This is a genomic window from Novosphingobium sp. 18050, assembly GCF_902706195.1.
Classification (GTDB): domain Bacteria; phylum Pseudomonadota; class Alphaproteobacteria; order Sphingomonadales; family Sphingomonadaceae; genus Novosphingobium.
The window spans coordinates 1-18,124 of the sequence record NZ_CACSJO010000035.1 but is presented as its reverse complement, the minus strand read 5'-3'; the positions used below and the strand labels follow the sequence as shown (position 1 = coordinate 18,124).

16 protein-coding genes are annotated in these 18,124 nt (G+C 66.1%); 10 read left to right on the top strand and 6 right to left on the bottom strand.

The annotated features are described in order from the left end of the window. Window positions 1-8: 8 nt before the first annotated feature. Window positions 9-473 (bottom strand): pyridoxamine 5'-phosphate oxidase family protein, encoded by a 465-nt coding sequence (locus tag GVL61_RS21920; RefSeq protein WP_159982942.1) that lies wholly within the window; start codon window positions 471-473, stop codon window positions 9-11. 133 nt (window positions 474-606) lie between these two features. Further along, window positions 607-1,089 carry a hemerythrin domain-containing protein gene (locus tag GVL61_RS21915; protein WP_159982940.1) on the bottom strand — a complete coding sequence of 161 codons (483 nt, stop codon included), beginning with the start codon at window positions 1,087-1,089 and terminating at the stop codon, window positions 607-609. Between the two features lie 135 nt (window positions 1,090-1,224). Here GVL61_RS21915 and GVL61_RS21910 point away from each other — a divergent pair, with 135 nt between their 5' ends. Then, a complete protein-coding gene (locus GVL61_RS21910) occupies window positions 1,225-2,220 on the top strand; it encodes a DNA topoisomerase IB (protein ID WP_159982938.1) in 996 nt (331 codons plus the stop codon). 1 nt (window position 2,221) lies between these two features. Here GVL61_RS21910 and GVL61_RS21905 read toward each other — a convergent pair whose 3' ends face one another. Continuing rightward, complete coding sequence (locus GVL61_RS21905; protein ID WP_159982936.1) at window positions 2,222-3,415, bottom strand: MFS transporter; 1,194 nt, start codon at window positions 3,413-3,415, stop codon at window positions 2,222-2,224. Between the two features lie 104 nt (window positions 3,416-3,519). Between GVL61_RS21905 and GVL61_RS21900 the strand changes: the two genes are divergently transcribed. From GVL61_RS21900 to GVL61_RS21880, 5 genes are all read left to right on the top strand, one after another. Then, a complete protein-coding gene (locus GVL61_RS21900) occupies window positions 3,520-4,023 on the top strand; it encodes an asparaginase domain-containing protein (RefSeq protein ID WP_159982934.1) in 504 nt (167 codons plus the stop codon). 175 nt (window positions 4,024-4,198) lie between these two features. Continuing rightward, window positions 4,199-5,668, top strand: a complete 1,470-nt coding sequence (locus tag GVL61_RS21895; protein ID WP_235037842.1) for a PAS domain S-box protein — start codon at window positions 4,199-4,201, stop codon at window positions 5,666-5,668. Continuing rightward, window positions 5,661-6,137, top strand: coding sequence for a response regulator (locus GVL61_RS21890; RefSeq protein WP_159982932.1), 477 nt, complete (start codon window positions 5,661-5,663; stop codon window positions 6,135-6,137). Before GVL61_RS21895 ends, GVL61_RS21890 begins: the two co-directional genes overlap by 8 nt. 50 nt (window positions 6,138-6,187) lie before the next feature. Then, window positions 6,188-7,960, top strand: a complete 1,773-nt coding sequence (locus GVL61_RS21885) for a GGDEF domain-containing response regulator (protein WP_159982930.1) — start codon at window positions 6,188-6,190, stop codon at window positions 7,958-7,960. A 26-nt stretch (window positions 7,961-7,986) separates the two neighbouring features. Then, a complete protein-coding gene (locus GVL61_RS21880; protein ID WP_235037841.1) occupies window positions 7,987-8,280 on the top strand; it encodes a hypothetical protein in 294 nt (97 codons plus the stop codon). 50 nt (window positions 8,281-8,330) lie between these two features. On the opposite strand, the gene GVL61_RS21875 is transcribed toward GVL61_RS21880, so the two are convergent. Together GVL61_RS21875 and GVL61_RS21870 are read right to left on the bottom strand one after the other, a co-directional pair. Then, window positions 8,331-10,907 (bottom strand): HWE histidine kinase domain-containing protein, encoded by a 2,577-nt coding sequence (locus tag GVL61_RS21875; RefSeq protein ID WP_159982928.1) that lies wholly within the window; start codon window positions 10,905-10,907, stop codon window positions 8,331-8,333. Next, the gene (locus GVL61_RS21870; RefSeq protein ID WP_200844914.1) at window positions 10,900-11,505 is read right to left on the bottom strand and encodes a biliverdin-producing heme oxygenase; all 606 of its coding nucleotides are present in this window, start codon (window positions 11,503-11,505) and stop codon (window positions 10,900-10,902) included. Before GVL61_RS21870 ends, GVL61_RS21875 begins: the two co-directional genes overlap by 8 nt. Window positions 11,506-11,725: 220 nt before the next feature. Here GVL61_RS21870 and GVL61_RS21865 point away from each other — a divergent pair, with 220 nt between their 5' ends. From GVL61_RS21865 to GVL61_RS21850, 4 genes are all read left to right on the top strand, one after another. Then, window positions 11,726-12,478: a Crp/Fnr family transcriptional regulator gene (locus tag GVL61_RS21865; protein WP_159982926.1), complete on the top strand. Its 753-nt coding sequence runs from the start codon at window positions 11,726-11,728 to the stop codon at window positions 12,476-12,478. A gap of 195 nt (window positions 12,479-12,673) precedes the next feature. Then, window positions 12,674-15,157, top strand: coding sequence for a PhoX family phosphatase (locus GVL61_RS21860; RefSeq protein ID WP_159982924.1), 2,484 nt, complete (start codon window positions 12,674-12,676; stop codon window positions 15,155-15,157). Window positions 15,158-15,404: 247 nt separating this feature from the next. Further along, window positions 15,405-16,823, top strand: coding sequence for an SRPBCC family protein (locus GVL61_RS21855; protein ID WP_235037840.1), 1,419 nt, complete (start codon window positions 15,405-15,407; stop codon window positions 16,821-16,823). A gap of 111 nt (window positions 16,824-16,934) precedes the next feature. Further along, window positions 16,935-17,354, top strand: a complete 420-nt coding sequence (locus GVL61_RS21850; protein ID WP_159982919.1) for a hypothetical protein — start codon at window positions 16,935-16,937, stop codon at window positions 17,352-17,354. A gap of 6 nt (window positions 17,355-17,360) precedes the next feature. Here GVL61_RS21850 and GVL61_RS21845 read toward each other — a convergent pair. Further along, window positions 17,361-18,124 (bottom strand): hypothetical protein (locus GVL61_RS21845; protein ID WP_200845011.1); only part of this gene is annotated, 764 nt, incomplete at its 5' end.

Genomic DNA, 18,124 nt, shown 5'->3' with positions numbered 1-18,124 from the left:
AGAGGGTGTCAGACCGCGCCGAGCGCGTGTTCGCCGGCATCGTGCCCGTGAATGGGCTTCCCGGTCAAAAGCTTGAAGACGTCCTTGATTCCCATGTCCGACGTCCAGACTTCGCCGTCTTCGATATCGTAGCGCAGCATCACCACCGAGGGATCGGCCTTGCCATTCGGAAACCACGCCTCGACGGCATTATTCCAGTGCTTGTCCCGCAGGGCCGGATCGGTTTCCTCGACAATGGTGCCGTCGATGCAGGCGAAAACGTCGTGGCCCTTGGTCATGACCTGACCCATCGCCTTGCCGCCGGGTGCGATGCGGTTGCTGCGCTTGGCGAAGAACCAGACGGCGTGATGCGCGTCCTTGTCGAGCTGGGCAGTCATCGGTTCGGCATGGCCGGGCGCGCCTTCCAGCTTGATCATGATGAAGGGGCTGGCCTGGAACGCCTTCCAGAAAGTCTCGCGAATGTCCTTGTCCATGGCGGTGTCCTCTATGGCTGTTTGACTGATCAACGCGCCGTGCAGGCGGTGCGTTCCACCAAAAGAGAAGGGCCTCCCCTGCGTCTGCCGCAAGGGAGGCCCGACTGGTCCATCGACCGATACGCGCGCGCTGTTATTCGCGTGCGTCGCCAGGCAGTTCCTTTTCGGCTGCCGCCAGTTCCTTGGGTTTGCGCTCCTCGAACGTGGCGGCGAGCTTCTTTTCCGTCTGCGCGGACATCTCCTTTTCGGCAGAGGGGAACATGTCCTCCTCTTCCTCGTCGATGTGGTGGAGGTAGCGGTGGCGCAGGTCCTTGAACTTCATCAGCCATGCGGACGAACTCATGTCGATTTCGTAGAGTTCGCCGAGGTAATCGTCGATTTCCTTATGTTCGGACACTGAGTGGCGCGCCTCGTCGCGCAGGTCCGGGTTGCCGAGCATCGCTGCGTAGAGCGATTCCTCCTCGGCTGCGGCATGGGCCTGCAGTTCCTTGCGCAGCGCTTCGAACAGGTCGCGGCGCTCCTTGCTGTCGCCCTGAGTCTCACCCAGCTGGGCGAGCATCTTGCGGTGCTTGTCGTGGTCGGCCTTGAGGTCCTCGAAAATCGTCCCGTCTGCCATGGTGGGCTCCTGTGATTGCTGTGTCTTTGCTGAAGGAACGGCCCGATCCGCATCCGGTTTCCGGTGAAGAGGACAACTTCGTCGCACTTCGCGCGTTTACCGAAAGCAAGAGCTTGACCGGAAAGCGTAAATCGCATGGCGCGCCTTAAATTCGCCGATGACACGGTGCCGGGGATTACCCGCAGGCCGGTGCGGGGCAACAAGTGGGCCTATTGGAGCCCCGACGACGAGCGGATCACCGACCGCGACGAGATCGACCGGCTGAACGCGATCGCTCTGCCGCCGGCCTATGGGAACTGCTGGTTCTCGCCCGATGCGCAGGTCCATCTGCTGGCCACCGGATACGACGCACGCGGGCGCAAGCAGTACCGCTACCACCCCGACTGGCGCGAGGCGCGCGAGGCGATGAAGTTCGAGCTTTGCCCGCGCTTCGGCGAGGCGCTTCCCGCCTTGCGCGAACGCGTGGCGGGCGACCTTGCGGTCCGCAAGCTGGGGCGCGAGCGGGCCATTGCCTCGGTAATCGCACTGCTCGATACCGGGGCGATCCGGGTCGGCAACGAGTGCTACGCCAAGGCCAACAAGAGCTTCGGCGCCACCACCCTGCGCAGCCGCCACGCGAAGATCGAGCGCGGCACTCTGCTCCTGCGCTTCAAGGGAAAGTCGGGCAAGCTGCAGGAGATCGCCTGCGACGATCCCTCGCTGGTGCGCTGCGTGCGCAAGATGCAGGACCTGCCCGGCCAGCACCTGTTCCAGTATCTCGACGAGGAGGGCGAGCCGGTCCCCGTGCACAGCCACGACGTCAACGAATACCTGGCCGAAACGATGGGCACCACGGATCAGGGGGAGCACTTCACCGCCAAGCATTTCCGCACCTGGGCGGCGAGCACGCTGGCCTTCACCGCGCTTTGGGAGCAGCCCGGTGTATCGCTGCGCACCCTGCTGGACGAAGTATCGCAGTGCCTTGGCAACACCCCGGCGATCGCGCGCAAGTCCTACGTCCATCCGGCGGTGATCGCGGCGGCCAAGGGCGATCCGGGCGCGGCGGCAATGCCCGAGCGCCTGCCGCGCCGCACGCGCTGGATGAGCCGCGAGGAGCGCGGGCTGCTGGAATTCCTGAAGGCTGCTGCCTGACCTAGTGGGCGCGGCGATAGGGGCCGAGCGTTGCGATCAGCGCCAGCACACCCACGAGCGCCGCACCCGAACAGGCGAGGGCGAGGTCGGCATTTCCGGTGATGTCGACAGACCAGCCGAACAGAGGCGGGCCGAAGGCGGCACCCAGGCTGAACAGACCCAGGATCAGGCCATATGTCGCACCGTAGTTTTCCAGCGCGGCATAGCGGCTGGTGAAATAGGCCAGCATGTCGACTTCCGCCCCGGCAGCAAGGCCAAGCAGCAGGGCGGCGGGAATGGCGGGGCCGTGGAAATACAGCACCGCGCAGGCGATCACCGGCGAGGTAAGGAACAGGCAGGCGACGCGCGGGGCGTGGAAACGGTCGAACAGCCAGCCGACCACGGCGCGGGATACCACCACGGCAGCGCCGATGAACGCAGCGACACCGGCGGCACGCGCGGGGGTGATCCCCCGGTCTACCAGCATCGGCACGAGATGGACGATCAGCGCGGCGACAATCACCCCCAGCAGGAAACCGATCGCAGCGATCTTCACGGTGGCGCCGGTAATCTCGGTGCGGCCGCGTTCGCTGGACAGCCGAAGGGGGCTGCGGGCCGTCTCGCCGCGTCCCGTCAGCAGGCTCACGGGAATGCCGACGACGGCGACGACGGCGGCGATCACCAGCAGTCCGGTGCGCCACCCTTGCGCGGCGATGACCGGGCCAAGGAGCGCCGGGGCCAGCATCGCGGCCGTGCCCGTTCCCATCAGCATGAGCCCCAGCGCAAAGCCGCGCCCGGAATCGAAGCGCAGCGATACCACGCGCGCCCAGATTGCCGGGGTGGTGCCGCATCCGGCCAGCGAGACCAGCAGCCACAATGCATACCATGCCGTCAGCGAAGGGCCGGTGCGGGCCAGTGCCACGAAAGCCAGCGGCGTCGCGATGTAGCTGGCGATGGCGATGCGGCGATTGCCGAAGCGGTCCGCCAGCCGCCCGATAAGGGGGGCGGACAGGAAGATGCCCAGCTGCTGGAACGTCGCCGCGCCCGAAACCTCTGCGCGGGTCCAGCCGAATTCGGCCTGAAGCGGGGTGACGAACAGGCCCAACGAATAGAAACCCACGCCCATCATGCCCACGCCGATGGCCATTGCGGCGGCCAGCACGGTGGGCCAGTCGGAGGCGAGTTCGGCGCGCGCGTCGGCGGAGGAATGGCTCATGCCGCCATGCTGGCATGGCGCGGAGGCCGGGGCACGGCCGTTGCCCGCGCAAGATCGCAGAGCGGACATTGCCCGCGCGGCCCTTCCGGCGCTAAAGGACGGACATGAACTCTTCCGCGACCCTTCCCGCCATTCTGGTCGTCACCACCGGCGGCACCATCGACAAGCAGTACTTCGACGCGCTCAGCGAATATCAGATCGTCGAGAGCGTGATCGGCAAGCTGCTGGAAACCGCCCGCGTGGCGCATCCTTTCCGCATCGTCGAACTGCTGCGCAAGGACAGTCTGGATCTTACCGACGAGGACCGGGGGCTGATCGCGGCGACCATCGCCGATGCGCCGGAAACGCTGGTCGTCATCACTCATGGAACCGATACGATGACGCAGACCGCAGCCGCGCTCGCCCATATCGAGGGCAAGACGGTGGTGCTTTGCGGCGCGCTCGCCCCGGCGCGCTTTGCGGAGAGCGATGCCGCCTTCAACCTGGGCATGGCCTTCGCCACCTGCCAGGCCGCGCAGCCCGGTGTGTGGATCACCATGAGCGGGTCGGTGTTCGACGGGCTGAAGGTGCGCAAGGACCGCGAGGCGGGCAAGTTCCTGCAGCTTTAACGTCCGGCCTTCTGCCTTTAACCATTACAATCGTTGCGAATGCTGGCGTCTAGGGAGCCTTCCCTAGGCGCTGCTTGTCCGATCGATAACCCTGACCCTGTACCTGTTCTTTGCAACAGGTGCCGGTTTCGCGTCTCCCTTCGCGTCACGGCCCTCCTTCGTGAAGGCAGGACATTTGACGCTGGCAGCGCACATCAAGCCCGATATCCAGGCCCCGCTCGTTCATGCCCCGATTGGCGCCATGATCGTCGATACAGCAGGGGTCATCGCCTGGGCCAATACCGCCTGCGCCACGCTGCTGGCGGAGCCCGACCCGGAAAGCCTGCGCAACGGCCTGCTCTTCGTCATGTTCGGCGAGGAAGACGCCGAGATGCTGCGCCAGATGTTCGAGGTGTTCTTCGGTGCTCCGATCGAGCAGCGCGATCCCTGGACCCGCAAGTTCACCCTCCATGCCGCCGATGGCTCGCGCCCGGCGATCTCGCTCACCCTGACCCCGATCGCGGGGGAGGACGATGGCCGCGCGGTCATCTACTTGCGCAACACCACCCGCGAACTCACTGCCGAGCGCCGCTTCACCCAGATGTTCGAGACACTGCCGCTGGGCCTCGTGGTGGTCGACGGCAGGGGCCGCATCGCCCAGGCCAATGCGATGCTGGCCACCCAGTTCGGCTATCCGGTGGTCGACATGATCGGACAGCCGCTGAACATGCTGCTGCCCGAACGTTACCGCGATGCCCATGTCCACCAGCTGGCCGGCTACCGCGATGCGGCTGAATCGCGGATGATGGCGGCGGGGCGCGACCTTACCGGCCTGCACAGCGCTGGCCGCGAGTTCCCCGTCGAAGTCGCGCTGACACGCTTCGAGAACCCCGGCCAGCCGCTGTTCATGGCCATCGTTAGCGACATCACCCACCGCAAGCGCTCCGAAACCGCGCTGCAGCAGACCAACGCGCAGCTTGAGGAGTTCACTTATGTCGCCAGCCACGACCTGCGCTCGCCGCTGCGGGGCATCGGCGATCTGGTGACGTGGATCCGCGAGGATCTCGACGAGGCTTTCGGCAAGGATTCGATACCCGAAAGCGCGCGGCACAACTTCGATCGCATCACCCAGCGCATCGCCCGCTGCGAGCAGATGATCGACGACCTCCTCAGCTATGCCCGTGCCGGGGTGCGCGATCCGCAGATGCATTCCATCGACCCGCGCGAGCTGGTCGAGGAAGCGATGGCGATGAGCCGCATCCCGGATAGCTTCACCGTCGACGTGGAGATCGGCGGGGCCGACCTGATAGCCCCGCGCGCGCCGCTTTCCACCTCGCTGCGCAATCTCATCTCCAATGCCGTGAAGCACCACGGCGGAGAAAGCGGCCGCATCCGCATCGCCATGCGCGAGGAGGGCCGCTTCTCGGTCTTCACCGTCGAGGACGACGGGCAGGGCATCCCGCCCGGCAACGAGGAGCGTATCTTCAAGCTGTTCCACCGGGCCTCGCCCGGCACCGACGGCGACGGCGTCGGCCTCGCCTTCACCCGGCGCATGATCAACGCCCACGGCGGAATGGTTTCCGTGCTGGGCAACGGCCCGCTCGGCGGCGCCACTTTCGAAGTCCACTGGCCCCGGATCCTGCTGAGGGAGAACGACGATGAATGAATTCGGCCCCATACCCAGCGAATGCGACACCCTTGGCGGAAGCGGCGCGCTGGGCGACTGCACCGTGTTGCTGGTCGACGATGACGACGTGGCGATCGAGGGTGTGCTGCGCTCGTTCCGCAAGCACCAGGTGCCCTGCCGCACGGTGACGGCGGGCGACGGCGGCGAGGCGCTGCAGGTCCTGCGCGGTCGCCATCCGAGCAAGCGCATCGACACCCCGGTCATCGTCCTTCTGGACCTCAACATGCCCGGCATGGACGGCTTCCAGTTCCTCGACGCGATCCGGGCGGACATCAGCTTGCGCCGCACCGTAGTCTTCGTGCTGTCCACATCGGCGCGCGATCAGGACCGGTGCCGCGCCTATGACGGGCATGTCGCCGGCTACATGGTCAAGTCCAGCGTCGGCCCGCAGTTCGCCCGCCTGGCCGACTTCATCGGGCAGTACGCCCGAACGCAGTATCTGCCGTGAGACCCGCCTTTCTCGAGGCCTGGCTCCTCCCACCGCAAGGACCTCTGCCCATGGATAACCTGCACAACGGCACCCAGAACATCCACGCCCTGATCGTCGACGACGATGACGTGGACCGGGAACGGCTGATGCGCATGCTGCGGCGCGGCCCGCGCGAGATCACCGTGGAGCAGGCCACTTCGCAGGCCGAGGCGCTGGGGCTGATCCGCCAGCCGGAGGCGCATTTCGACATCGTCTTCCTCGACTTCGGGCTGACCGACGGCGACGGGCGCGACCTGCTTCCCGCGATCCGCAGCGAGATCGACCCGGACTGCCCGATCATCGCCGTCACCGGCAATGCGGACGAGCAGATCGCGGCGGACTCGATCAAGTCGGGCATGACAGAATACCTCACCAAGCGCTCGCTTTCGCCGGAACGGGTAGCGGCCTCGGTCGAGGAGGGGATGGCCTGGCGCCAGTACCGGCTGGACCTGCGCCGGCAGGAAGAGGAACTGACCCACCGCAGCCTGCACGATCCGCTGACCGACCTGCCAAACCGCACGCTGTTCTCCGACCGGCTTGGCCAGGCCTGCGCGCGGGCGCGGCGCAGCGGCGATCCCTTTGCGGTGGTGATGATCGACCTCGACCGTTTCAAGGAGATCAACGACAGCTTCGGCCATGCCGCCGGCGACGCGGTGCTGGTCGCCATCGGCCGCCGCCTGCGCGAGCACCTGCGCGAGGTGGACACCATCGCCCGCCTCGGCGGAGATGAGTTCGCGGTCCTGCTCCAGAATGTCGACGGCGAGGAATCGGCGCTGGCCGTCGCCGCCAAACTTACCGAGCTGATCGCGCAGCCCATCGTTCACGGCGGACGGATACTGCATGTCGGCGCCTCGCTCGGCATTGCGCTGTGTCCGTTGCTGGGCTTCGCGCCCGAGGAGCTTCTCGCCGCCGCCGACGAGGCGATGTACGAGGCCAAGCGCGGCGGGGGCGCCGACAAGACCGTCCTCGCGCATGGAGACGATCGGGGGGGCGGGCGCGCGGTGAACCATGGCGGCATGCTGCACGACATCGAGCAGGCCATCGCCGCCCGCGCGATCGACTGGCACTGGCAGCCCAAGGTCGACATGCGCAACGGCCTGATTCTCGGCTTCGAGGCGCTGGTGCGCTGGACCCATCCTCAGAACGGTCCGGTCGCGGCCGACGTGCTGATAGAGACGGTCGAGCAGTCGCACCTGCTGGAACCCTTCACGTATCTCAGCCTCGACGTGGTGCTGGAACAGTTCGCGAAAGTGCAGCACCTGCTGGGGGATGCGGCGATCTGCATCAACGTATCAGCCCGCATGCTGGAGAGGCCCGGTTTCGTCAGCCACGTGGTCCAGACCACTGCGCGGCACCGGGTAGACCCGTCACGCGTGATGCTGGAACTGACCGAGACGGCGCTGATCGCCAACCCGGCACAGGCCAAGCGCGTGATCGAGCAGCTCCATGATCACAAGATCTCGCTGGCGATCGACGATTTCGGCGCCGGGTTTACCTCGTTCGGCTATTTGCGCGAATTCGCGGTTAGCGAGATCAAGATCGACCGCTCATTCATCTCGCGCTTCACCGAGAGCCGCTTCGACCAGTCGCTGGTCCACTCGCTCGTCGTGCTGTGCGAAAGCCTCGGCATTCCGCTGGTGGCCGAAGGGGTGGAGGACCCTGAGACGCAGGCGATGCTGGTGGCGATGGGCTGCCATGGCGGGCAGGGCTACGGCATCTGCCGCCCGATGCCTTACGACAACGTGCGCGGCTGGGTCGAGATGTGGAACACGGGCCGCGACGAGGAGCGGATGCGGGCCTGAGGGGCGGCTACCGACGAAAAACCTTGATGCGCGGCATGAACCTCTGCACAGCCGCCCGCCCGGCTATCTGGAAGACCAGCATGCAGAAAGTATTGAAGTTTTTGATCGTCGTCGTTGTCGCGGCTACGGTGATGTTCGGTGGCCGCTGGTATATGTACGTGGCTCAGGCCGAGAGCCCTTATGACGAAGTCGGCATCGCGCTCAACGGCTATGCGCCGGCGCCGCTGCGGGCCTGGGGCTGCCACAAGATGCAGGCCCGTTTCCCCGGTCAGTTGCCGCCTTACGGGTGTGCCGGTGCTGACGGGCGCAGCTGGATGTAATGTCCTGTGGGCTGCCGCTTGAAGACGGCAGCCCATTTCAGCCCTAAGCGTCAGCCGCGCACTTTCATGACCCGGCCGATGGCCGCACGCACGTCGCGTTCGCCGTAAGGCTTGGTCACTACTGGAACGCGCCTGAAATCCCCGTTCTGGAGCGAGCGCTCGCCATAGCCGCTGGCGAAGATGAACGGGATGCCCCGCTCCTGCAGGGCGCTGGCGATGGGCGCGCTGGTGTCCTTGCCCAGGTTCACGTCGAGCATCGCGAAGCTGACTTCGGCTGCGTCCAGCACGCCCATCGCGGTGTCCACCGAACCGGCGATGCGGCAGTCCGAGAAGCCGAAGCCGCGCAGCACGTCCTCCGCTTCCATGGCGATGATGACGTTGTCCTCGACGATCAGCGCGACGCCGCCCGCCAGTTCCTCGGTGAAATCGGCCGCTTCGGGCGGCTCGACGACAGGGCGAGGGCGGGGCGCACCAGGCGTCTCGAAGCTGGAGATGTGGTCGACCGGTATGAGGAACAGGGCGTGCAGCCCTTCCTCGGGGAAGATCACGGATGCGGAGCCGCCCAGTTCGTGCGGGATCGTGCGCTCGATGATGGTCGAGCCGAAGCCCCGGCGGGTCGGCGTCTTTACCGGCGGTCCGCCTTCCTCGCGCCAGTCGATCTCCAGCGAGCCGTCGTCGCCCCGGCCCAGCGTGATCTGGATGAACCCGCGTGAATCCGACAGGGCGCCGTACTTGCACGAATTGGTCACCAGCTCGTGGATGACGAGGGCGAGGGTAGTGAAGGCGCCCGGTGCGATCAGCGCGTCCGGCCCCTCGATCACCACGCGGTCCAGGCTGTGGCTGGCATAGGCGGCCGTCTCGGTGCGGATCAGGTCGTAAAGCGAAGAGGGCGACCAGTCGACGCGGGTCACCTGGTCGTGCGCGCGGGCCAGGGCGTGGATGCGGCTGCCGACGATCTCGGCAAACTCGTCGATCGTCTTGGCGCCTTCCTTGCTCTGGGTGACGAGGCCCCGGATCAGGTTGAGGATGTTGCGCACGCGGTGGTTCAGCTCGGCGATCAGCATGTCCTGCTGGCGGCTGGCCTGCTCGCGCTCGCTATGGGCGGCGTCGGACAGGCGCAGCACCACTTCGAGCAGGGTGATGCGCAGCGATTCCGCTGCGGAGACTTCCTCGTCGCTCCAGGCGCGGGCATAGCCGCGGCGTTCTTCCTTCCAGATCTCGAAGCTCTTGCGCGGGGTGAGGCGCGGGCCGTTGGGACCCAGTTCGACGGTTTTCCCGGGATTGCCCGCCCATTTCACCTCGCGCACCTGTTCGGTGCGGAACAGCACGATGTAGTCGCGCGGAGAACGGCTGACGGGCAGGGCGAGCAGGCCGGCGGCCTTGTCGATCCACTCGGCGGCGGGCGCGTAAACCGCGCCGATGTTGTCGGTGGACCATACGGTGCTGGCGCCGGCGGTGTTGAGGAAACGGGCAAGCGCCGAGAACTGTTCCTCGCTCGGCGTCCTGCCATGGGCGAGGAAGCGCCCGTCGACCCAGCCGACCACGCCGTCGAAGGGGATGACCTGGCCGATCGAATCGGTGAATTCGTCGAAGGCTTCCAGCAGCGATCCGCCGCTGGCGACGCGGGCCATGATCTCGTCATGAAGGCGCATCGATTCCGCGCGCTTCTCCAGCGAGAAGTCGGTTTCCTTCTGCTCCAGCAGATAGGCGAAGAATTCGCCGAACAGCTCGGCTGCAGTGCGTACCGAGTAGGAGAGGATGAGCGGCGAATAGTGGTGGCAGGCCATCAGCCCCCACAGCTTGCCCCGCCGCATGATCGAGACCGACATCGAGGCCTTGACCCCCATGTTGCGCAAATACTCGACATGGATGGGCGAGACCGCGCGCAGGCCCGACATGGTGAGGTCCAGCGGGTCGCCGTTGGGGCCGGTGGCGGGATAGATCGGCACCGTCGGATCGTCGATGTCCGAAATGATGCGCAGCATGTTGCGGGTGTAGAGCCTGCGCGCCTGGGCCGGAATGTCGGAAGCCGGGAAGTGCTGGCCTTTGAAACTGTCGACCATGCCGTTGAGGCTTTCGGCGATGACTTCGCCTGCGCCGTCGCCCTCGAAGCGGTAGATCATCACCCGGTCGAACCCGGTCAGCCCGCGCAGGTGACGCGCTGCGCTGGTGCACAGCTGCTCGATCGTGGGCGCGCTGCGCAGACGCTCGATCATCGGGCGCACGTAGGATACGAAATCGCGCCGCTTGCCGCCTTCGTGCGGCTCGATCTCGAGCACGAAAGAGCGGCCCGAGGGATGGACGGCGACGTCGAAGACGCGGCCGTCGCCCAGCAGGTCGATCTCGAACATGCGCTCTACGGTGCTGGTGCTGCCCAGGATCTGCAGGCGGGTGCGGATGTCGTGAAGGGCGCTGACGCCGAGGAACTCGGTCGCGGAAAGGCCGATGAGATCGCGCGGGGCCCGGCCAAACAGCGCCTCGCAGTTAAGCGAGACGTGGTTGATGATCCAGTCGCTGGAGAACGACAGGAGCCAGCCGAAGCTCTGGATTCGGCCGATGACGTGAATCGGCTCGAGGTCGCAGGTCGTGAGGTCGACCGGGCGGGCGGTGACTTCGTAATCAGCCATGGGTGCGCTGCCCCGCGGCGATGCCGGCACTGGCGGCGAAGGCATCGGTGAAAATAGCGAATGCGGCAAGCGCGGCGGCGCGTGCAGCGTCGGTCTGCGCGGGGGTGAACGTTCCGCCCCGCAGCTTCGGCACCAGAGCCTTCCAGGCTTCGTGGCCGCGTCCGTCGGTCATGTAGGCGGAGCGGAAACCCTCGGCCTCGCCCCAGTAGCCTCGCTGGCGGATCACGGTGAGCCCGAGGCGCGAGCCGCAGACCACATAGCCTACGCCCGCAGCACCGCCTTCGCCGGTGATTTCGGCGGGCACGTCAAGCACGGGCAGGGCTGCGGTATCGACGCCGAGCGCGGCAAGGTCGGCGCGCAGCATGGCTGGATAGTCCGGGCATTGCAGCCCCAGTCGCTCTTCGACGAAACGGCTGAATACCGGGAACAGCGGCGCCAGGCCGATGGCGTGGGCGGCCAGGAAACGGGCAAGATCGGCGCGGCCGGACAGCGTCAGGGAACCAAACGAAGCGTCCAGGCGCTCATGGGAAGGGCCCGTCGCCTCGCGCAGGAGGCTCAGCATATCGGGCAATACAGTTGGTTCGGCGTCGGCGTGCATGGTAATCCGCTAAATGGCCTTAAGGGCGATTTCAAGCGAACCATATGGCCCGCTCCGACCTCGGAACACGCATCGTGAACGAATGTTCCTGAGTAACATAATAGCACTGCCCCGAAGCCGCGTCTGTTCACTTATGAGCGCTGCGCAGGGAACCGGTTGGGATCGCGAGGGTTGTCCTGCCATTGGCCCGTCAACGGGTCCGTGCCCCAAGGACGAATCCATGAGTACAATCCCGCAGACAAGCCCGGTCTCGCCCGCGGCCATCGCCGGCAGCGACCTGCTTTCGTCCCTGCGTCAGGACGATTTCGCCCTGTTGGAGCCACGTCTGAGCGAATGCCGGCTGAAGTCCGGCGAGATCATCTACAATCCCGGCGACAACGTGGACTACTGCTACTTCCCCACCGATGGCGCGATGAGTTCCTACTTCGTCGAGATGGAGGACGGCATGGCCGTCGAAACCATCCTGATCGGCCGCGAGGGTGCGCTGGGGGGCATCATCAGCGCCGGATCGCTGCCTGCCTATGCCCGCGCCAATGTGCTGCACGAAGGCATCTTCCTGCGCATCACCATGCGCGACCTGGAGGCTGCGAAGGACCGCTCGCCGGCGATCGCGCACTTGTTCTCGCGCTATGCGGACTGCGTGATGGCGCAGGTCTTCCAGTCGATCGCCTGCAATGCGGTCCACACCATCGAGCAGCGCGCGGCCAAGTGGCTCACCGCTGCGGTCGACCGGATCGGCCGCAACGACGTGACGATGACGCAGGAGCAGCTCGCCTCGATGATGGGGATCGGCCGCAGCTATGCCAGCCGCGTACTGCAACGGTTCAAGCGCGACGGTGTGGTTCGCACCCGCCGCGGCGGCATCGAGGTGCTCGACCGGCCCGGCCTCAAGGAGCGCGCCTGCTCCTGCAACGATCAGGTCGAGGCCCACTTCCGCCGGGTTCTGGGCGATGTCTATCCACGCGAAGGATAAGGCGCGGGGCACACGGCGCGATCCGCACTGATAATCAGGACTGTATGAACTGCTGCAGTCTGCGCTGACCTGTTCTTCACAACCGTCTAAATACCGTCGCAATTAAGCCATCAAACTGCCCTCAAACTTCCGTGTTGTTGTCATGAAACACCCTTAGCTCTCGCCCCCGCGACCAAAAACCAAACGGGGGCAACCATGACCGAGACCACTTCCGCAGTCGGCTATTCCGACGGTGACATCGATACCAACGATTCCATCCAGCCCACGCTCGAAAGCATGGCCGCTTCGCGCTATTCGCGCCGACAGGCCCTGTTCCGCGGCGCTGGTGCCACCACCATGGCGTTCATGGGCACGAGCCTGCTTGCCGCATGCGGCGAGGATGACGGCAACAGCAGCCTGGGCGCCGTCACCGTTTCGGCCGGCGCGAATGCCGCCACAAGTGCCGGCCGCGTCGTCACGCTGACGGGTTCTGCCTCGGGCACCCTGAGCGACGGCGTCGCGCCGCGCTGGAACCAGACCGGCGGCCCGCAGGTCGAACTTTCGGGCACCAGCGGCACCGTCACTTTCATCGCTCCGGCCGTGGCCGCCGCGACCGACCTGGTCTTCACCTACACCGCCACATCGGCTTTCGGTGAAACCAGCGCCGCCACCACCACCGTGCGCGTATCGCCCGCCGTGCTGGGCTTCACCGCCGTCCCGCACAGCCTGGGCGACGTCGCCGTGGTGCCGGAAGGCTACTCGGTCACGATCATGACCCGTCTGGGTGATCCGCTCACCGCGACGACCCCGGCGTACAAGAACGACGGCTCCGACACCGATTTCGCCAACCGCATCGGCGACCACCACGACGCGCTGCACTTCTTCGGCCTCTCGGCCACCGGCACGCCGGACGTGAACAGCTCGACGCGCGGCCTCATGGTCCAGAACCACGAGAACATCACCGAGCAGTACCTCCACGTGAACGGCCCGACGACCACCGCCGGCGTCCGCCCAATGGCCGAGGCTCTCAAGGAGATTGAGTGCCACGGCGTTTCGGTCGTCGAGTACGTCGACGGCGGCAACCGCAAGTGGACCTACAAGCAGGACAGCACGTTCAACCGCCGCATCACCCCCAACACGCCGATGTCGTTCCACGGCCCGGCGGCTGGTTCGTCCTATCTCGTCACCGCCTACTCGAACGACGGCAAGACGGGTCGCGGCACGATCAACAACTGCGCCAACGGCGTGACCGGCTGGAACACCAACCTCACCTGCGAGGAAAACTACGCCGGCTATTTCCGCCGCGATGCTGCCGACAACGCCCTGCGCACCCCGCGCGAACTGGCTTCGCTGCAGCGCAACGGCATCACCAGCACCACGGGCAATAACCGCTGGTCGACCGCTTCGACCACCGATGACCGCTTCACCCGCTGGAACGCGACGATCAGCAGCGCCACCGCGCCTGCCACCGCCGATTTCCGCTACGAGCCGAACCAGTTCGGCTGGGTAGTCGAGATCGATCCCTTCAACCCGAAGTCGACCCCGCGCAAGCGCACCGCGCTGGGCCGCTTCGGCCACGAAGGCGCTTTCGTGCGCATCGCCACCGGCCAGAAGCTGGGCGTCTACATGGGCGACGATTCGCGCGGCGAGTATCTCTACAAGTTCGTCTCCACCGCCACCTGGGCCGCAGCGGATGCCAACGCCAGCGACCGCCTCGCCATGGGTGACAAGTACCTCGACGCCGGCATTCTTTATGTCGCCAAGTTCAACGAGGACGGCACCGGCACGTGGATGCCGCTGGTCTACAGCCCGACCTTCCCGACGCGCCCCGCCAGCGGCACGTATCCGGCCTATACCTTCGAGAGCCAGGCCGACATCTGCGTCAACACCCGCTTCGCCGCCGACGCACTGGGCGCGACGCCGATGGACCGCCCGGAATGGACCGTGGGCAACCCGGTGACCGGCGAGATCTACCTGACGCTCACCAACTCGAACAACAGCTTCCGTCCGGTGAACGGCACCAATGCCGCGAACCCGCGCTCGTACAACGACCCCAAGGGACCGTCGAACACGGCGCAGACCGGCAACCCCAACGGCCACATCGTGCGCCTGCGCGAAGACGGCGACACCACCAGCGCGCTGACCTTCAAGTGGGACATCTACCTGTTCGGCGCCGATGCTACCGATGCCGATCCGGTGAACGTCAACATCTCGGGCCTCACCACCGCGAACGATTTCTCCAGCCCGGACGGCGCGTACTTCTCGCGTTCGACCAACCCGGCCGGTCAGATCAACCCGGTGATGTGGATCGAGACCGACGACGGCGCGCTGACCGACCGCACCAACTGCATGCTGCTGGCCGCAATCCCCGGCCATGTCGGTGACGGCGGCAAAGTGACGATCACCAACACCAACGGCGGCACCGGCACGCAGGCAACGTTCGTGGGCGCCAAGGCGACTGCGGCCAACCTGCGCCGCTTCCTTGTCGGTCCGGTCCAGTGCGAAATTACCGGCATCGACATGACCCCGGACGGCCGTACCCTGTTCGTGGGCATCCAGCACCCTGGCGAAAGCGGCGCGACCGCCACGCCCTCCAGCCACTGGCCCGACAGCCAGACCGGGACGCCTGCGGCCAACGTCCGCCCGCGCTCGGCCCTGATTGCCATTACCAAGAATGATGGCGGGATCATCGCTCTCTAAAGAGCATGATCTGACTGGTTTCTCCCGTGGAGGAGAATGCAGGGGGAGGGGGCGCCGGCGGGCGTCCTCTCCCTTTGCCTATGGGGCTTTGGCCATCGCCCTCCATCGCCGGGGCGCTGCGCATACGAGGCTCTGGAAACCGGACGGGGCTTCGCTTAATAGACAGTGGTGTTGAATAGCGATGTGGCCCGGCCACCATGCTCCCGTTAAAGAAGGGGCACGGCCTGGTTCACAAAGGGAGATGCCTGTGACCAAGCCAGAAGCCTTCGAGCCTTCCCGCCTCACCGCCGCCGACATGGACGCGGAAGTGCTCGCCACCTACCCGACTGAGGCGTTTCTCTCGAAGGAATACCTCGCGGCGGAGAAGAAGCAGCTCTGGCCAAAGATTTGGCAGATGGTCGAGCGCGAAAGCGACCTTCCCGATCCGGGCGACTGGATGACCTACGACGTCGCCGACGAATCGATCATCGTCCTGCGCAAGGAGGACGGCACCCTCAAGGCCTTCCACAACGTATGTCCGCACCGGGGGCGCCAGCTCGTCTCGGTGCCCGAAATGCTGCCTGGCAAAGTCCACGATGTGCGGGGGAGCAACCGGCGCAACTTCATCTGCGGCTTCCACGGCTGGACCTTCGACCTCAACGGAGCGAATTCCTACATCCTCGACCCGCAGGACTGGCAGAACAAGCTGACGGCGGAAATGACCTGCCTTTCGCCGGTGCAGGTCGATACCTGGGGCGGCTACATCTACGTCACCATGGACCCGGACGCTGTGCCGCTCAAGGAGTGGATGGGCCGCGCAGGCGAGATCCTCGGCCATTTCGAGCTGGAGAAGATGCACTACAAATGGCGCCAGTGGGCCATTTACGACTGCAACTGGAAGACCGCGATCGAGGCGTTCCTTGAGCCTTACCACGTCGCCGGCACCCACACGCAGCTGCTCGCTTATGGCAACTATTATGCGCTGTCGAAGCAGTACGGGCTGCACTCGGTCTCCAGCTACGACACCCGCGACGATGCGTTCAAGATGAGCGAGAGCGCCGGCACTACCCGCGCCGGCAAGGGCGACGACGCGCGCCTCTCCACTTACGAACTCATCAAGGAAAACTACGAGACGGTGAACTACTCCGCCTCGACCGAGACGCTGGTGAACGCCGCCAGCCGCCTCGTCGACGAACTGCCGGAAGGCACGCCTGCGCAGGACGTCATCGCCCACTGGATGGCCAGCGCCAGGAAGGACGACGCGGCGCGCGGGGTCGCATGGCCCGAAGTCCCGCCCGCCATCATGGCAGAGGCCGGGCTGGCCTGGGGCCTGTTCCCCAACCAGAACATCCTCCACGGCGTGACCTTCGCCCTGTGCTACCGGGTGCGCCCCTACGGCGACGACCCGAACAAGTGCGTGTTCGAAAGCTACGCCCTCGAACGTTTCCCCGAAGGCGAGGTGCCCGAAACTCAGTGGACTTACGCCGATCCCATCGGTGAACTGTGGGGTTCCGTGCTGGCGCAGGATTTCTCGAACATGCAGTTCGTGCAGAAGGGCATGAAGTCCAGCGGATTTCGCGGCCCTCTGCCTAACCCGCATCAGGAGCAGAAGGTCATCAACCTGCACCGCAACCTCGCCAATTTCATGGGCGGGCGAGGGGCGCCTACCCGGCTGGAGATCGACTGACGCCGCTCGCTCCGGGCGCAGCCCGCCCGGAACCCGGCGGCCCATCGGTGCGTTTACCACAAGTACGGACGCGCCCTTTCGCACGCGCCCGGTGCTCGAAAGGTCGCAGCCATGAACATCAAGATCGCCGCACTGGCGCTCGCCGCCTCGTCCCTCGCGTTGGGGGCCTGCGCCACCGATGGTTATGGCTACGGAGGCCCCTACGGCGGTGTGCAGATGGGCTACGGCAGCCCTTATGCCTATGACGGCTGGTACGATGGCTACTACGGTTCGATCTACGACGGCTACTGGGGCGGCGATAACTACTTCTACTACCGCAGCAACGAGCGCGACCGCCGCTATCGCCGTGCGGACCGCAACCACTTCATGCGCCAGGCGCCGCCCCAGGGCGCGCAGGGCCAGCACCGCTATCAGCAGCAGCGCGGTGAGTTCCGCCCGCAGCAGGGCATGCACATGCCGCAGTGGCAGGGCGGCGGCGCCGGACAGGGCGGCGGCGAGCGTCGCGGGCAGGGCCGGCGCAGCCGACCCTAAGCGGGTTCAAGCACCGCAATAGCGTTCGGCCTCTTCCTCCGCCTCCAGCGCGCGTTCCTGCGCCAGCACCGCTTCATGGGCGAAGCGGCGTTCGCGCATCTTTTCGATCTTGGCGTTGATGCTGTCGAGGATCGCCTCGGAGGAAGGCTGGCGCGCGCGGTAGTCCGCCATCACCCGCTCGTAGAGGGCATCGCCCGGCTGCGGGTTGATCCGGGGATCGACCGTGGCAAAGCGCGCAGCCCGCCGGGTGCGCAGCAGGAACAGCATCAGCGCGGTATCGTGGCGGATATAGCTGGTGACGACCTGCCCCATGCTGACCACCGGGCGCACCTCACCCTGGATCGCGCGTTCCAGCGCGCAGTCCTCCAGCCGCATCATGCCCCGGTCGATGGCCGCGTCCCACGCGGCGCTGAACCCTTCCGCGCCCTTGCGGTGGCGCAGTTTGTAGAGCGCCTCCAGGCTCGCCCCGATGGCCCGCGCCGCCTGGGTGACGATCCCGCTGGCGGCGAGCGCGGCGATGAAGGCGCGCTGCCGATCCGGCGTGATCGAATTGCGGCGCGGCGCCGCGTGGAGATAGGGCTCGAAGCCGAGCAGCGGATCGTCCTCCTCGGGCGGTTCCTCGAAGAAGGCGCTGCGCGATGTCCGCCGCGAGGGCTTCACCGACCAAGACCCCCATTCCTCCCCAGAGGGGGGAGGGGGACCATCCGCGCAGCGGATGGTGGAGGCCCGCGCGCCGTTCACACCGCCCCCGCCGCCGGGCAGAGCCGCCC

Excerpts from the sequence above, each read along its gene's own strand:
- GVL61_RS21880 (WP_235037841.1), top strand. The coding sequence starts at position 7,987 with ATGCGCGGCATGAACCTCTGCACAGCCGCCCGCCCGGCTATCTGGAAG.
- GVL61_RS21875 (WP_159982928.1), bottom strand. The coding sequence starts at position 10,907 with ATGGCTGATTACGAAGTCACCGCCCGCCCGGTCGACCTCACGACCTGC.
- GVL61_RS21870 (WP_200844914.1), bottom strand. The coding sequence starts at position 11,505 with ATGCACGCCGACGCCGAACCAACTGTATTGCCCGATATGCTGAGCCTC.
- GVL61_RS21910 (WP_159982938.1), top strand. The coding sequence starts at position 1,225 with ATGGCGCGCCTTAAATTCGCCGATGACACGGTGCCGGGGATTACCCGC.
- GVL61_RS21850 (WP_159982919.1), top strand. The coding sequence starts at position 16,935 with ATGAACATCAAGATCGCCGCACTGGCGCTCGCCGCCTCGTCCCTCGCG.
- GVL61_RS21865 (WP_159982926.1), top strand. The coding sequence starts at position 11,726 with ATGAGTACAATCCCGCAGACAAGCCCGGTCTCGCCCGCGGCCATCGCC.
- GVL61_RS21915 (WP_159982940.1), bottom strand. The coding sequence starts at position 1,089 with ATGGCAGACGGGACGATTTTCGAGGACCTCAAGGCCGACCACGACAAG.
- GVL61_RS21890 (WP_159982932.1), top strand. The coding sequence starts at position 5,661 with ATGAATGAATTCGGCCCCATACCCAGCGAATGCGACACCCTTGGCGGA.
- GVL61_RS21905 (WP_159982936.1), bottom strand. The coding sequence starts at position 3,415 with ATGAGCCATTCCTCCGCCGACGCGCGCGCCGAACTCGCCTCCGACTGG.
- GVL61_RS21885 (WP_159982930.1), top strand. The coding sequence starts at position 6,188 with ATGGATAACCTGCACAACGGCACCCAGAACATCCACGCCCTGATCGTC.
- GVL61_RS21920 (WP_159982942.1), bottom strand. The coding sequence starts at position 473 with ATGGACAAGGACATTCGCGAGACTTTCTGGAAGGCGTTCCAGGCCAGC.
- GVL61_RS21860 (WP_159982924.1), top strand. The coding sequence starts at position 12,674 with ATGACCGAGACCACTTCCGCAGTCGGCTATTCCGACGGTGACATCGAT.
- GVL61_RS21900 (WP_159982934.1), top strand. The coding sequence starts at position 3,520 with ATGAACTCTTCCGCGACCCTTCCCGCCATTCTGGTCGTCACCACCGGC.